The 14,457-nt window shown below is 39.0% G+C and carries 14 protein-coding genes and 1 tRNA gene; 10 read left to right on the top strand and 5 right to left on the bottom strand.

Features of this window, described 5'->3' with window-relative positions:
- Position 1: 1 nt before the first annotated feature.
- Together DDU33_RS10160 and grpE are read right to left on the bottom strand one after the other, a co-directional pair.
- Entirely contained in the window at positions 2–454 is a 453-nt protein-coding gene (locus tag DDU33_RS10160) for a DUF441 domain-containing protein (protein ID WP_108925012.1), read from the bottom strand.
- Between the two features lie 42 nt (positions 455–496).
- A complete protein-coding gene (gene grpE / locus DDU33_RS10155; protein WP_108925010.1) occupies positions 497–1,084 on the bottom strand; it encodes a nucleotide exchange factor GrpE in 588 nt (195 codons plus the stop codon).
- A 232-nt stretch (positions 1,085–1,316) separates the two neighbouring features.
- On the opposite strand from grpE, the gene DDU33_RS10150 reads away from it, so the two are divergent.
- Together DDU33_RS10150 and DDU33_RS10145 are read left to right on the top strand one after the other, a co-directional pair.
- The gene (locus DDU33_RS10150) at positions 1,317–2,417 is read left to right on the top strand and encodes an extracellular solute-binding protein (protein WP_005819693.1); all 1,101 of its coding nucleotides are present in this window, start codon (positions 1,317–1,319) and stop codon (positions 2,415–2,417) included.
- Positions 2,418–2,516: 99 nt separating this feature from the next.
- Positions 2,517–3,278, top strand: coding sequence for a glycosyltransferase family 2 protein (locus tag DDU33_RS10145; RefSeq protein ID WP_108925008.1), 762 nt, complete (start codon positions 2,517–2,519; stop codon positions 3,276–3,278).
- A 54-nt stretch (positions 3,279–3,332) separates the two neighbouring features.
- Here the strand turns inward: DDU33_RS10145 and DDU33_RS10140 are convergent, their stop codons facing one another.
- Positions 3,333–4,157 (bottom strand): D-alanyl-D-alanine carboxypeptidase family protein, encoded by an 825-nt coding sequence (locus tag DDU33_RS10140; RefSeq protein ID WP_108925006.1) that lies wholly within the window; start codon positions 4,155–4,157, stop codon positions 3,333–3,335.
- Between the two features lie 69 nt (positions 4,158–4,226).
- Positions 4,227–5,264: a glycosyltransferase family 9 protein gene (locus DDU33_RS10135; RefSeq protein ID WP_108925004.1), complete on the bottom strand. Its 1,038-nt coding sequence runs from the start codon at positions 5,262–5,264 to the stop codon at positions 4,227–4,229.
- A 192-nt stretch (positions 5,265–5,456) separates the two neighbouring features.
- Between DDU33_RS10135 and argG the strand changes: the two genes are divergently transcribed.
- From argG to DDU33_RS10100, 7 genes are all read left to right on the top strand, one after another.
- Positions 5,457–6,788: an argininosuccinate synthase gene (gene argG / locus DDU33_RS10130; protein ID WP_005823160.1), complete on the top strand. Its 1,332-nt coding sequence runs from the start codon at positions 5,457–5,459 to the stop codon at positions 6,786–6,788.
- A 113-nt stretch (positions 6,789–6,901) separates the two neighbouring features.
- Positions 6,902–7,363 carry a ribonuclease HI gene (gene rnhA, locus DDU33_RS10125; RefSeq protein WP_108925002.1) on the top strand — a complete coding sequence of 154 codons (462 nt, stop codon included), beginning with the start codon at positions 6,902–6,904 and terminating at the stop codon, positions 7,361–7,363.
- A gap of 148 nt (positions 7,364–7,511) precedes the next feature.
- Positions 7,512–8,018, top strand: a complete 507-nt coding sequence (locus DDU33_RS10120; RefSeq protein ID WP_108925000.1) for a CvpA family protein — start codon at positions 7,512–7,514, stop codon at positions 8,016–8,018.
- An 11-nt stretch (positions 8,019–8,029) separates the two neighbouring features.
- Entirely contained in the window at positions 8,030–9,550 is a 1,521-nt protein-coding gene (gene purF, locus DDU33_RS10115) for an amidophosphoribosyltransferase (protein ID WP_108924998.1), read from the top strand.
- A gap of 100 nt (positions 9,551–9,650) precedes the next feature.
- Positions 9,651–10,895: a molybdopterin molybdotransferase MoeA gene (gene moeA, locus DDU33_RS10110; protein WP_108924997.1), complete on the top strand. Its 1,245-nt coding sequence runs from the start codon at positions 9,651–9,653 to the stop codon at positions 10,893–10,895.
- 1 nt (position 10,896) lies between these two features.
- Positions 10,897–11,643, top strand: a complete 747-nt coding sequence (gene moeB, locus DDU33_RS10105; protein WP_108924995.1) for a molybdopterin-synthase adenylyltransferase MoeB — start codon at positions 10,897–10,899, stop codon at positions 11,641–11,643.
- Positions 11,644–11,726: 83 nt separating this feature from the next.
- A tRNA-Asn gene (locus tag DDU33_RS10100) sits at positions 11,727–11,802 on the top strand.
- A 137-nt stretch (positions 11,803–11,939) separates the two neighbouring features.
- Here DDU33_RS10100 and DDU33_RS10095 read toward each other — a convergent pair.
- Complete coding sequence (locus DDU33_RS10095) at positions 11,940–12,935, bottom strand: LacI family DNA-binding transcriptional regulator (protein WP_005819708.1); 996 nt, start codon at positions 12,933–12,935, stop codon at positions 11,940–11,942.
- Between the two features lie 219 nt (positions 12,936–13,154).
- Between DDU33_RS10095 and DDU33_RS10090 the strand changes: the two genes are divergently transcribed.
- A complete protein-coding gene (locus DDU33_RS10090) occupies positions 13,155–14,441 on the top strand; it encodes an MFS transporter (protein ID WP_108924993.1) in 1,287 nt (428 codons plus the stop codon).
- Positions 14,442–14,457 lie beyond the last annotated feature (16 nt).

Raw genomic sequence — 14,457 nt, 5'->3', positions numbered from 1 at the left:
ATTATGATTTTCCTACAACCAGCGACAAAATCCCTGCCGCAATTAATGGCCCGACAGGCACACCTTTTAAGAAAGCGACACCGATAATCGTACCAATCAGTAGCCCCGTTACGAGAATGGGTTGATTGCCCATTAGATTAATGCCTCTCCCTCCAAGCCAAGCTACTGATATCCCGGCAAGAATTGCCAGTAGCATTTTCCAATTTAGTAATGTCGCCAAATTTGGTAGCGCAATTTTACCTGAAACAATGGGGCTAAGAACGCCAATGGTTAAAATTATAATGCCGAGAGTGAGCCCATATTTTTCTAAATGAGGAATATATTTATTTAGAACTGTTTGTTGCATTAAGAGTAAGACGGTAGCAGAAATGGTAATGGAATTATTATTTCCCAATACGCCAAGTAAGATAAGGGCAACAAGAAAAAGGGCGATAGGATTAAATGATAAGCTCATAGTATTGATAAAAAATGAGGGCGGAAAATCCGCCCGTAGGTATTATGCTGCAACAATAACCATCGCAGGACGGAGTACACGTCCTTGCAAGGTATAACCTTTTTGTAATACCGTACTGATGTGATTTGCGTCAATGCCTTCAGCCGGTTGCATTGAAATTGCTTGATGTAATTCAGGGTTAAATGCTTCACCAACCGCACCAACTGCTTCAACGCCGAATTTCGCTAAGGTTGAAATGAATTCTTTATGCGTCATTTCTACGCCATCGACTAATGCTTGAGTTTTTTCATCAGTCACCGCATTATCTAACGCAGCTAAACCACGCTCTAAATTATCCACAACGGTTAAAAGTTCTTTTGAGAATTTTTCTAAAGCGAATTTGTGCGCTTTCTCAACATCTTGTTCTGCACGGCGGCGAATGTTTTGAATTTCTGCTTGGGCACGAAGTTGAATATCTTTTTCACGTGCATCGGCTTCAGAAATATAGCTTTCTAATTCTGCGATGCGAGCTTCTGCTGCTTCAAGCGGATTCACTTCAACGGTTTGTTCTTCTTGAATTTGTTCTGTTTGTGTTTCTTCTTGAATGGTGTTCATTTCTTCTTGTTGTGTGGTTTCAGTTTGATTTGTCATACTTAATCCTCTTATATAAAAGACAAATTTTGCCTTAATATAGCGATAAATTACTGAAATTCAAGGAAAAGGCAAAAATAATTTTATTTTAGGCAAGAAAGTGCTTGCAAAATGTAGGGCTTGCCTTAAAATCGCCCCTAACTTTCATTGACGATCACGGCGTGAAAGGTTCGTAAATTTTCGGAGAAATCCGACCGCTTTTATCTTTTTTTTCTTAACGGAGAAAACTTAAATGAAAAAATTAGCAGGTTTATTAGCTGCAGGCGTGGCTTCATTCGCATTAACAGCATGTAATGAAGAAAAACCAAAAACAACAGAAGCTGCTCCAGCAGCAGAGTCTAAAGCAGCACCAGCTAACGCAGGTACCGTTCATTTATATACTTGGACGGAGTACGTTCCTGAAGGTTTATTAGACGAATTCACAAAAGAAACGGGTATTAAAGTAGAAGTTTCTAGCCTTGAATCAAACGAAACAATGTATGCGAAGTTAAAATTACAAGGTAAAGATGGCGGTTATGATGTTATCGCACCATCTAACTACTTCGTATCAAAAATGGCAAAAGAAGGTATGTTAGCAGAGTTAGATCACGCACAACTTCCAGTCATTAAAGAATTAAACCAAGATTGGTTAAATAAACCTTATGATTTAGGTAACAAATACTCATTACCTCAATTATTAGGTGCACCGGGTATTGCATTTAATACAAACGACTATAAAGGTACAGAATTCACTTCTTGGGGTGATTTATGGAAACCTGAATTTGCGAACAAAGTACAATTATTAGACGATGCTCGTGAAGTATTTAACATTGCGTTATTAAAATTAGGTAAAAATCCAAATACACGTGATCCGGAAGAAATTAAAGCAGCTTATGAAGAGCTGAAAAAATTACGTCCAAACGTACTTTCATTCACATCAGATAACCCAGCAAACTCATTTATCTCAGGTGAAGTTTCAGTAGGTCAATTATGGAATGGTTCTGTACGTATTGCGAAGAAAGAGCAAGCACCTATCAATATGGTCTTCCCGAAAGAAGGGCCGGTATTATGGGTGGATACATTAGCTATTCCGGCAAATGCGAAAAACAAAGAAAACGCACATAAGTTAATTAACTACTTATTAGGTGCAAAAGCATCTGAAAAATTAACATTAGCGATTGGTTACCCAACTTCTAACGTTGAAGCGTTAAAAGTATTACCAAAAGAGATTACTGAAGATCCAGCAATCTATCCAACAGCAGAAGTATTAAAATCTTCTCAATGGCAAGATGAAGTTGGCGATGCAATTGAACTTTACGAAAAATACTACCAAGAGTTAAAAGCATCAAAATAATCTGATGTTTCAGTAACAGTGAACCCCAAAGAGAAATCTTTGGGGTTTTGTTTTAGATGAAGTACAATAGCGAATAAATTGATAAAGTAGGAAAGAAGTATGCCAACATTAAGTGTTGCAATGATTGTCAAAAATGAAGCACAAGATTTAGCTGCTTGCCTTGATACGGTTAAAGGTTGGGTGGATGAAATTGTGATTTTAGACAGTGGAAGCACAGACGACACAGAACAAATTGCGGAACAATATGGTGCAAAATTTTATGTCAATACTGATTGGCAAGGATTTGGTAAACAGCGCCAGCTAGCCCAGCAGTATGTTACCAGCGATTATGTATTATGGCTTGATGCCGATGAAAGAGTAACGCCGGAATTAAAACATAGCATTTTACAAGCGGTCAAAAATGATGAACAAAATACCGTTTATAAAATTGGGCGATTAAGTGAAGTGTTCGGTCGTCAAATTCGTCATTCCGGTTGGTATCCGGATTATGTCGTGCGTTTATATCGCACAACATTTGCCAAATATGGCGATGAATTAGTTCACGAAAAAGTACATTTTCCTAAAGATGCTAATGTAAAAAAATTAACAGGCGACTTATTGCACTTTACTTATAAAGATGTTCATCATTATCTCGTCAAATCTGCCTCTTACGCTCAAGCATGGTCAATTCAAAAAGCCAAAGCCGGTAAAAAAGCAAGTTTGTTTGATGGTGTAACTCACGCACTAGGGTGTTTTGTGAAGATGTATTTGCTCAAAGCCGGATTTTTAGATGGAAAACAAGGCTTTTTGTTAGCTATTCTCTCTGCACATTCAACCTTTGTTAAATATGCCGATTTGTGGAATAGGACGAGAAATCGTTAATTATTATGAAAATTAAACCGCTTGTAATAAGTTATTTTACAAGCGGTTTTTTTATTAAATATCTTCATCCTCATCGGCATAGCCGTAATCATCATGGGCTAATGATTCACAGCCATATTGCTCCAATTTTGTTTTGGTAAAATTCGAACGAATGGCAGAACTGTAATTATTCAAACTAATAACCCCAATGGTCGCATGGTTACATTGTTGTTTATTTACGAAAACTAAATTATAGCCAGATTCACGAATGTAGCCAGTTTTATTTAATGCCGCATTGAAGATTTCTTCTCGTACTAAAGCACTCGTATTTTGCATAAATACTTGGCGTTTTCCTACTTGAACAAGTGTTGCAGGTGTATTAGACAGCTCTTGTAATTTAGGCTTTTGTAGTGAGTATTTAGCTAGTTTCACTAAATCCATTGCACTAGAAATGTTTGCACTAGATAAACCGGAGCTATCACTAAAGCGAGTCGAGCGCATGCCTAACTGCTGTGCTTTTTCATTCATTTTCTGAATGAATTGTGGGCGAGTCATACCTGCTGAACGAGAGAGCGCATGAGCGGCATAATTATCTGAATGCACCATCATTGCTTTTAATAATTCATCACAAGAAATCGGTGTGTGTTTGGGTAATTTTGTACCCGTGCCTTTAATAAAGTCGCTATCCGCTTCGGTAATGGTAGCGGTACAGTTTTTATTTTTATTATTTTCTAAAAAAATATTAGCGGTCATCAATTTTGTTACAGATGCAATAGGTTGAATACTATTGGGCGCACGACTTTCTAATACGCGATCATGAGTAAAATCATAAACCACATAAGATTGAGCCATACTGAACGAAGGCACGATGAGTAGCACTGAAAATAATTTTTTTAACATATCTATAACATCCGAGTAATAAAGAAAAAGAGGCGCATTCTAGCAAAAAAATAAGCATTCGACTATTTCTTATTCTATTTTTGCCCAATGATGCTGAACAAAAGGAATAATCTCTTTTAACGCATCTTCAATAGAAATTAAGGTTAAATTCATTTGTGAGGCTTTATCGCTTGGCGGGCAAAAAGCGATATGTTTTCCTTCCTCATTTATTGGTCGCCAACGGCGAGGAATGGCAGAAAGACGGCTGGGGTAGAAGCCAACTGTCGGGATATTTAATGCGCCACAAATGTGTAAAGGACCGGTTGAACCTGAAATAAAGAGGTCGGCACAAGCAAGTGAGCGCGTAAAATCATCTAATCCATCATTTTTGTCATAAATAACCACGTTAGGCAAATTCACTTTTTCGGCTAATTGCTGCGCTTTTTCAGCTTCGCCTTTGCCGGCGGTTAAAATGACTTGGCAGTTAAATTTCTCGCAAATGCCTTGAATAAGCGTTGCGTATTGCTCTAATGAGAGATTATTGGCTGAACCTCCGGTAGAACTATGGACAAAAAGCCATTTGCAAGCGGTAGAAATTTGTAACTGTTTTGCTAATTTTTGTTTTTGGCTTGCGGTCTCTTCCGGCGAAAATGTTAAGTATGGTGCTTTAGGCTCGATGGTTGTAATCCCTTTCTCAGTTAGAAACGCTCGAGCAAGGTCAAGATTATATTCCGATTCCGCTTTTGCCGATTGTGAGCGGCGCTGTGTTAAACGGTGGTTATATAAAAATTGAAATAATTTGGTTGCAGGTGCTAAACGGTAGGGAATACCGCTTTTCCACGTCAATTTTGCGTTATACCAATCTGAAACAAAGCTAATAACCGTATCAAAATTTTCTTGTTTGATTTGTTTTAAAATACGCTCAAATTCGGTTTTATCTTTTTTATTGGGCGTATCAATGATAACTTTGTCAATTGAAGGGCAAAGAGCTGCTAAAGGAGCTGTGTAATTTGGCACTAAAGCCGTAATTTCTACATTGGGCATGGATTGTTTTAGCATCGCAAAAGCGGGAAAACAAACCATAAAATCGCCAATTTTGTCATTACGAATGACGAGGAGTTTTTTCATTTTGTATTCTCTTTCTAAAATGTAGAGCAGAATTATAGCGTGGTTTATTCAGGATGTAATAGATTTTATAATACGAAAAATTTTAGATGAAATTTCTCTTAAATTCTAATAAAATACAGCAGTTTAACTATAACGCAACCGTTTGCGGTTGGTTGTTATCCATTCAAAAATAAGCAAATTATAGGAATTCGTATGTCAGCAACAATTTTAGAATCTCTACCGTTAGGTCAGAAAGTAGGTATCGCATTTTCAGGCGGTTTAGATACTTCAGCAGCATTACTTTGGATGCGTAAAAAAGGTGCAGTGCCTTACGCATATACAGCAAACTTAGGTCAGCCTGATGAAGATGATTACAACGCAATTCCGAAAAAAGCGATGGAATACGGTGCAGAAAATGCACGTTTAATTGACTGCCGTGCGCAATTAGCACACGAAGGTATTGCAGCTATTCAATGTGGTGCATTCCATATTTCAACGGGCGGTATCCCTTATTTCAATACCACGCCACTTGGTCGTGCGGTAACCGGTACAATGCTTGTTGCTGCAATGAAAGAAGATGACGTAAACATCTGGGGCGATGGCTCAACCTTTAAGGGCAATGACATCGAGCGTTTCTACCGTTATGGTTTATTAACCAATCCAAAATTAAAAATCTATAAACCTTGGTTAGACAACCTCTTTATTGATGAGCTTGGTGGTCGTTTTGAGATGTCGCAATTCTTAATTGCTAACGGTTTTGACTACAAAATGTCTGTTGAAAAAGCTTACTCAACCGACTCAAATATGTTAGGTGCAACGCACGAAGCGAAAGACTTAGAAGAATTAAGTACCGGAATGAAAATTGTGAAACCAATTATGGGCGTAGCGTTCTGGGATGAATCAGTTGAAATCAAACCTGAGACAGTTTCTGTTACCTTTGAAGAAGGTGTGCCGGTTGCATTAAACGGCAAACGTATCGAAGATGCTGTTGAGTTAATTCTTGAAGCAAACCGTATTGGTGGTCGCCATGGTTTAGGGATGTCAGATCAAATCGAAAACCGTATCATTGAAGCAAAATCTCGTGGTATTTATGAAGCACCGGGAATGGCATTATTACACATTGCTTACGAGCGTTTAGTAACCGGTATTCACAATGAAGATACGATTGAACAATACCGTATTAACGGCTTACGTTTAGGTCGCTTATTATACCAAGGTCGTTGGTTCGACCCACAAGCATTAATGCTTCGTGAAACAGCACAACGTTGGGTAGCAAAAGCAATTACCGGTACTGTAACTTTAGAATTACGCCGTGGTAACGACTTCACGATTCTTAATACTGAATCGCCAAACTTAACTTACGAAGCAGAACGTTTAAGTATGGAAAAAGTAGAAGATGCGCCATTTACACCGTCAGATCGTATCGGTCAATTAACAATGCGTAACTTAGATATTGTGGATACACGTGGTAAATTAGCGATTTATACCGAAACAGGTTTAATTTCTGCGAATAACCAAGTTGTGCCGCAATTAGGTCAAAAATAATCTTTTTATTTAAGATTAAGAGCAAAATCGCCTCAAAGGTTAATTTGGGGCGATTTTCTTTTTTTATAATTAAGTTATATACTGATGCACTTTTGTTAGTATCGATAAATCAAATGAAACAAGTCGAAATTTTTACAGATGGTTCTTGCTTAGGTAATCCGGGCAAAGGGGGAATAGGCATATTGCTCCGATATAATCAGCATGAAAAAACGGTTAGCCAAGGTTATTTCCGAACGACTAATAACCGCATGGAACTTCGCGCAGTTATTGAAGCTCTTGCGATGTTAAAGGAACCTTGCCAAGTGCATTTACATTCAGATAGCCAGTATATGAAAGACGGCATCACAAAATGGATTTTTAATTGGAAGCGTAATAATTGGAAAACAGCGAACGGTAAAGCGGTTAAAAATCAAGATTTATGGATTGCCTTAGATATGGAAATCCAGCGTCATAAAATGGAATGGCATTGGGTTAAAGGTCATGCGGGACATCGTGAAAATGAAATTTGTGATGAATTAGCAAAGGCTGGGGCAAATAATCCCACTTTGGAAGATATTGGGTATAATGCTGAATAATACAAGCGGTCAGATTTTTATTAAAATTTATAAAAATACTCGTTTGTTAAATTTTTTGGCAAAAATTGCCATTTTTTAGCTTGTTTGCACTACGCAAACGTTTTCTTTTTTTGTAAAATAGCGGTCGTTTTGACCCATTGAGGTTTTTATGGTTGATATCATTATTATCGGACTTATTGCATTTTCTATTTTAGTTAGCCTTTGGCGAGGTTTTGTGAGTGAAGCGCTTTCATTGGCTGGCTGGGTAATTGCCTTTTGGGTCGCAAGTTCGTTTTATCCTTATTTAAGCGGTTATCTCACTCAAGTTAATTCTATCTATCTTCAAAATTCAGAATTCTTGCGTAATGGTATTGCCGCTGGGGCATTATTTATTGTGGTATTGATTATTTGCGGTGTGATTAACGCACTTTTAAGTAAAATTATTGATACAACAGGCATTTTATCAACCACAGATCGTATTCTAGGCGGTGCATTTGGTGCTTTACGAGGTATTCTTATTGTTGCCGCAGCATTATTTTTCTTAGATACCTTTACATCAGTAAGTCAAAGTGAATTATGGAAAGAATCTCAACTGATTCCGCATTTTGATTTTATTGTGAAATGGTTCTTTGATCAGATGCAAGCTAATTCCAGTTTCTTAAATTCCACAAAATAAGAGGTTATTTTATGTGCGGCATTGTCGGCATTATTGGGGGATCGCCTGTGAATCAGGCGATTTATGATGGATTAACATTACTTCAACACCGTGGACAAGATGCCGCAGGTATTGTCACTATCGATGAAGAAAATCGATTCCGCTTACGTAAAGCAAATGGGCTGGTAAGCGATGTGTTCCGTCAAGAACATATGTTACGCTTGCAAGGGAATGCCGGTATTGGTCATGTGCGTTATCCAACTGCAGGTAGTTCAAGTGTATCGGAAGCGCAGCCTTTCTATGTAAACTCTCCATTCGGTTTAACCTTGGTTCATAACGGTAATTTAACCAATAGTGCAGAATTAAAAGAGCGTCTTTTTAATGAAGCTCGCCGCCACGTTAATACTAACTCAGACTCTGAAGCTCTACTTAACATTTTTGCTCACTATCTTGATCAATATCCTACCGCACATCTCACACCGGAAAACATTTTTGAAACCGTTCGTAAAACGAATGAAGTAATCAAAGGTGCGTATGCTTGTATTGCGATGATAATTGGGCATGGTATGGTAGCATTTCGTGATCCGTTTGGAATTCGCCCGCTTGTTTTAGGAAAACGCGTGCTAGATGGCAAAACGGAATATATGTTTGCTTCTGAAAGCGTGGCACTAGATATTGTTGGTTTTGAGTTTGAGCGAGATGTATTACCTGGTGAAGCAATCTACATTACCTTTGACGGGCAAGTTCATTCTGCTATTTGTGCGGAGAACCCAACACTTAACCCATGTATTTTCGAATATGTCTATTTTGCCCGTCCGGATTCTGTGATTGATGGTGTTTCGGTATATGGTGCACGTGTCCATATGGGGGAGCTGTTAGGCGAAAAAATCAAACGTGAATGGGGGCGATTAGTGGATGAAATTGATGTAGTTATCCCAATCCCTGAAACCTCAAATGATATTGCGGTACGTATTGCAAATGTTCTCTACAAACCTTATCGTCAAGGTTTCGTAAAAAATCGCTATGTTGCTCGAACCTTTATTATGCCGGGGCAAGCGCAACGTAAAAGTTCGGTTCGCCGTAAATTGAATGCAATAGCGTCTGAATTTAAAGGGAAAAATGTCCTTTTAGTGGATGACTCAATTGTACGTGGTACGACATCTGAGCAAATTGTTGAAATGGCTCGTGCCGCAGGTGCTAAAAAAGTGTATTTTGCTTCTGCTGCGCCGGAGATCCGTTACCCTAATGTTTATGGAATTGATATGCCAACCAGCCAAGAGCTTGTGGCTTATGGACGTAGTGTGGAAGAGGTGGCTGAAATCATTGGTGTTGATAAACTGATTTTCCAAGATCTTTCTTCCTTATTTAAAGCGGTACAAACAGAAAATCCAAACATCAAAAACTTTGATGCTTCCGTTTTCACGGGCGAATATATTACGGGCGATGTCAGTCAAGATTATTTAGACGCGATAGCGCAAGCACGTAATGATAAAGCCAAAAGTAAAGCAGCAACGCAAGCAACAAATTTAGAAATTCACAATATCAGTTCATAAAACCTTTCGAAGATCATTCGAATTTTGATGAAAATCAGGTAAACTAAAAGAAATTAAGGGCGTTAATACGCCCTTTTCTTTATGACAAAGAGGATGGATTATGGCACTTTTACCCTTAACAGAAGCGTTACAACAAATGTTGCAGCAGCTTCCTTTACCTAAAGTAACTGAAACTTTAGCCTTAAATGCGTGTGCAAACCGTATTCTGGCAGAAGATATTTTCTCGCCAATCAATGTCCCAAGTTTTGATAATTCCGCTATGGATGGCTATGCGGTTCGTGTAAGCGATTTAGCACAAGGAAATCAACTCACGCAAATCGGCAAATCTTTTGCCGGCAATCCCTTTAATGGCGAGTTAAAGCAAGGCGAGTGTGTTCGCATTATGACGGGGGCAATGATCCCACAAGGTTGTGATGCGGTTGTGATGCAAGAAGAAACCGAAACAAGCGGTGACAATCAGATTATTTTTTGCAAAACACCTAAACTTGGACAAAACATTCGCCGAGTGGGAGAAGATGTTAAACAAGGGGAATTAGTTTTAGCGAAAGGAAGTTTACTCAATGTAACAACTTTACCTTTATTGGCTTCTTTGGGAATTGCACAAGTGCCGGTTTTCCCTCGTCTAAAAGTGGCAATTCTTTCAACAGGCGATGAATTAACGAGCGTAGGCGAGCCATTAACGGAAGGGAAAATTTATGACACTAACCGATTTGCGGTGCGTTTGATGTTAGAAAAATTAAACTGTGAAATTATAGATTACGGTATCTTGCCTGATGATCCGCAAATTTTTGAGGCGAAATTTATACAAGCACAACAAGAAGCGGATATTTTAATTACCAGCGGTGGTGTTTCTGTTGGAGAGGCTGATTTTACCAAAGATGTATTGGAAAAATTAGGCAAAATAGCGTTTTGGAAAATTGCAATGAAGCCTGGTAAACCTTTTGCTTTTGGTAAGCTAGGGCAAGAAAATGCCAAACAAACGATTTTCTTTGGTTTACCGGGTAATCCTGTTTCTGCTTTGGTTACATTCTACCAACTTGTTCAGCCTGCTTTAGCGCATTTATCCGGTATGAATGAGCCAAGTATTGCAAAACTTACTCAAAATTTAACCGCTTGTAGTGCTGTTCCGTTGAAAAAAGCGGTAGGTCGCCAAGATTTCCAGCGTGGTTTTTATTATGCTAATGAACGTGGCGAATTAGAAGTGAAACCGATTGGCACACAAGGCTCGCATATTTTCAGTGCATTTTATGAGAGTAACTGTTTCATCGTTTTAGAAGCAGAACGTGGCGCAGTTCAAGCCGGCGAGAAAGTTACCATTCAACCTTTCAACAGTTTACTTAAATAGTATGGAACTTAGTGATCACGAAATGTTACGTTACAACCGCCAAATTAGTTTGAAGGCGGTTGATTTTGACGGACAAGAGAAATTAAAAGCGAGCCGAGTTTTGATTGTCGGCGCGGGCGGTTTAGGCTGTGCAGCTTTGCAATATTTGGCATCGGCTGGTGTTGGCAAATTGATTTTGGTTGATTTTGATGAAATTTCTTTATCCAATTTGCAACGCCAAATTTTATATACCGATGCGGATATTGGTTTACCTAAAGTCGAAGTGGCTAAAAAGCGTTTACAGGCGATCAATCCGAATATTGCCATTCAAGCCATTCATAAAAAATTTGCACAAGATGAGTGGGCAGGACTTATTGCTCAAGTTGATGTTGTGCTAGATTGTACTGATAATGTTGAAGTGCGTAATCAGCTTAATTTGCACTGTTTTCAACAAAAACGACCGCTTGTTTCCGGTTCGGCAATTCGATTTGAAGGGCAAATTTCGGTTTTTACTTATCAGAAAGATGAGCCTTGCTACCAATGCCTAAGCCAATTATTTGGCGAAGGAACATTAAGCTGTGTTGAGGCTGGTGTGATGGCACCGATTGTCGGGGTAATTGGCAGTATGCAGGCGATGGAGGCGATTAAAGTCTTACTCAGTATTGGTAAAAATTTATCCGGTAAATTATTTATCATTGATGCTTTACATTTTTCAGTTAGAGAAATGAAGCTAGCCAAAATGCCGAGTTGTGCCGTATGTCAATCTTAATTGTAAAGAATGAAAAGAATTGAAAGTTCTCCATTTGGAGTTTGACTGCTATACAAATTTCGCTTAACATGACGCCGTTTTGTTCCTCCTTAGTTCAGTCGGTAGAACGGTGGACTGTTAATCCATATGTCGCAGGTTCGAGTCCCGCAGGAGGAGCCAACTAATTTCCTTTAGTTTTTACTTTTGTTCTTGTTTTATTTGTCTCCTTTTATAAAACAGTTGATTCATACCTCCAGAATTAGAACAAAAGGTTTACCCCGTAGGTTTTCTATGGGGTTTCTTTTTATCTAGCCTTTTTAACACGATTCTCTTACAACCAACGGACATTCAATCGGATAGGTATTCTTTCCCTTTCTACCTTCAATCAAATGCAGTGCGGCTTGTTTTCCCATTTCGTAGTGAGGGAGCTGAACCGTTGTCAGCGGTGGAAGGAATAAATGCGCAATTCCCACCATATTATCGTAGCCCACAACAGCAACATCTTGAGGAATACGTAATCCTTTGGCGAGCAACATTTGGTAGGCAAGCAAAGCGATACGGTCATTTCCACAAACAATCACATCATAATCAAAATGCTCAACACCTTGCTCTAACAGTTTTTTCAACTCGTCCGCACCGTGCAGATAGTCATCACTTTCATCCATAAAAAACTCGGTTAGCGGATGAGCATTTTTTTGTGCAAACCAGATAGTGTGTAAGCCCTCTTGGCGTTTTTGAGCGGCAATGGCATTATGAGGAATATAAAGACAAAGTGGTTTTTTATATCCTTTCTCCACTAATAAACTCATCACATCTGCTTGACCTTGAAAATCATCGGGAATATAGCTTGCCACCTCAATATCTTGAGTAACGCAATTGGCTAACACCATCGGATAAGCAGCAAGGCGTTTCGGCACGTTAATTTCTTTTAAGCCGTGGCGGGTAATAATAATGGCGGTTGGGCGGTGTGAGAGAAGTAGATCTACCGCTTGTTCGACATCTTGCGGATTATCTTCAAAAGCGTTGATCACAAAACTGTTCCAGCCGTATTTACGTACCGTTTGTTCAATGGCTAACAAAATTTCCACAGAAAACGGTGTGGTTGCAGTGCTAAAGGAGAGTACGCCAATAGTATTGTTACTCACTCCTCGAATTTTTTGGGCAGCAATATTCGGCACATAGCCAAGTTGCTCAATGGCTTGTTTAACACGAGCGAGCGTCTTTTCGGAGAGTTGTTCCGGGTTGTTGATCGCTCGAGAAACAGTCATCAGCGATACCCCAGCCAGTTTTGCTACTTCTTTCAATGAAGCCATATCATCCTCTTTGGCAGCAATGTTAAGGTTTATAAAATTTAACGATACTTTCGCATTTTCTATCGTATTTTGAAAGCATAAAAATGTGATCTTGCTCACAAAATTGAAATGATAACGTTAAAAAATGTGATCTTCTTCACATTTTCAACAAAATTTGCTTTGAAAGATAAAATGGTAACGTTATCATTTTGCTATCAAATTAACCTAATGAGGTGCAATATGCAAACAAGTACATCCAATAAAGCCTATTATTGGGGCAACCGTAACTACTTTGTATTTAGCGGTTATTTCTTTACCTACTTCTTTATTATGGCAACCTGTTATCCGTTTTTAGGGATTTGGTTGGGCGATATTAACGGCTTGAGTGGCGAAGAACGAGGCATTGTTTTTGCAGCGATGTCGTTTTTTGCACTCTGCTTCCAGCCGATTTTTGGTTACGTTACCGATAAATTAGGCGTGAAAAAACATTTACTGTGGGCAGTTGCAGTTGCGCTCGTTTTCTACGCACCTTTCTTTATTTATATCTTTGCGCCGTTATTAAAAAGTAACATCTGGTTAGGGGCAATTACAGGCGGTGTTTATATGGGCTTTGTTTTCTCAGGGGGCGCAGGTGCTTCAGAAGCTTATGTAGAACGTGTTAGCCGTCAAAGCCATTTTGAATATGGGCGAGCGAGAATGTTCGGAATGATCGGCTGGGGGATTTGTGCATCAATTGCCGGTATTTTATACAGTCGTGATCCTAATTCTGTGTTCTGGTTAGGTTCAGCCGGTGCGGTGGTGTTACTGATTTTAGTCGCACTTGCAAAACCAGAGCAAAATTCTACCGCTTCTGTGATGGCGCAACTTGGTGCAAATAAAAATCCGGTCAGCCTTGCACAAGCCGTTAAATTATTCAAACTTCCTCGTTTCTGGGCATTGTTAGCTTATGTGGTGGGCGTGGCGTGTACTTACGATATTTTTGACCAACAGTTCGGTAATTTCTTTAATACCTTCTTTGACTCCAAAGAAGAAGGGATTGAAATGTTTGGTTATGTGACCACGATGGGCGAGTTTTTAAATGCAGCCATTATGTTCTTTGTCCCACTTTTAATTAACCGTATGGGAGCAAAAAATGCGCTTTTAACCGCCGGTTTTATTATGACCATTCGTATTATCGGTTCTTCTTACGCTTCGGAGGCGTGGCACGTAGTCGTGTTAAAAACCTTACATATGTTTGAAGTGCCATTCTATTTAGTCGGTTTATTCAAATATATCGGCAATGTGTTTGAAGTTCATTTTTCAGCAACGATTTATATGGTGGCGTGCCAATTCATTAAACAAGTGGGCAATATGTTAGCGTCATCAGTGGTGGGAAGCTGGTACGACAAATTTGGCTATCAAGAAACCTACTTTATTTTAGGTTGTATTGCGCTTGGCTTTACCTTACTTTCCGTCTTTACCTTAACAGGCAAAATGAATATGCAAGAGCGCTATCAGCTTCATCGCCGTAATGCGGTAGGGGCATAAATATAGGGAATATTTT

Origin of the sequence: Actinobacillus porcitonsillarum (assembly GCF_003101015.1) — a bacterium.
Taxonomy (GTDB): Bacteria; Pseudomonadota; Gammaproteobacteria; order Enterobacterales; family Pasteurellaceae; genus Haemophilus_A; species Haemophilus_A porcitonsillarum.
This window is presented reverse-complemented; position numbering and strand designations above follow the sequence as displayed.

Bases quoted from the DNA above. Each gene is read 5' to 3' on its own strand.
- DDU33_RS10160 (WP_108925012.1), bottom strand. From the start codon at position 454: ATGAGCTTATCATTTAATCCTATCGCCCTTTTTCTTGTTGCCCTTATC.
- grpE (WP_108925010.1), bottom strand. From the start codon at position 1,084: ATGACAAATCAAACTGAAACCACACAACAAGAAGAAATGAACACCATT.
- DDU33_RS10150 (WP_005819693.1), top strand. From the start codon at position 1,317: ATGAAAAAATTAGCAGGTTTATTAGCTGCAGGCGTGGCTTCATTCGCA.
- DDU33_RS10145 (WP_108925008.1), top strand. From the start codon at position 2,517: ATGCCAACATTAAGTGTTGCAATGATTGTCAAAAATGAAGCACAAGAT.
- DDU33_RS10140 (WP_108925006.1), bottom strand. From the start codon at position 4,157: ATGTTAAAAAAATTATTTTCAGTGCTACTCATCGTGCCTTCGTTCAGT.
- DDU33_RS10135 (WP_108925004.1), bottom strand. From the start codon at position 5,264: ATGAAAAAACTCCTCGTCATTCGTAATGACAAAATTGGCGATTTTATG.
- argG (WP_005823160.1), top strand. From the start codon at position 5,457: ATGTCAGCAACAATTTTAGAATCTCTACCGTTAGGTCAGAAAGTAGGT.
- rnhA (WP_108925002.1), top strand. From the start codon at position 6,902: ATGAAACAAGTCGAAATTTTTACAGATGGTTCTTGCTTAGGTAATCCG.
- DDU33_RS10120 (WP_108925000.1), top strand. From the start codon at position 7,512: ATGGTTGATATCATTATTATCGGACTTATTGCATTTTCTATTTTAGTT.
- purF (WP_108924998.1), top strand. From the start codon at position 8,030: ATGTGCGGCATTGTCGGCATTATTGGGGGATCGCCTGTGAATCAGGCG.
- moeA (WP_108924997.1), top strand. From the start codon at position 9,651: ATGGCACTTTTACCCTTAACAGAAGCGTTACAACAAATGTTGCAGCAG.
- moeB (WP_108924995.1), top strand. From the start codon at position 10,897: ATGGAACTTAGTGATCACGAAATGTTACGTTACAACCGCCAAATTAGT.
- DDU33_RS10095 (WP_005819708.1), bottom strand. From the start codon at position 12,935: ATGGCTTCATTGAAAGAAGTAGCAAAACTGGCTGGGGTATCGCTGATG.
- DDU33_RS10090 (WP_108924993.1), top strand. From the start codon at position 13,155: ATGCAAACAAGTACATCCAATAAAGCCTATTATTGGGGCAACCGTAAC.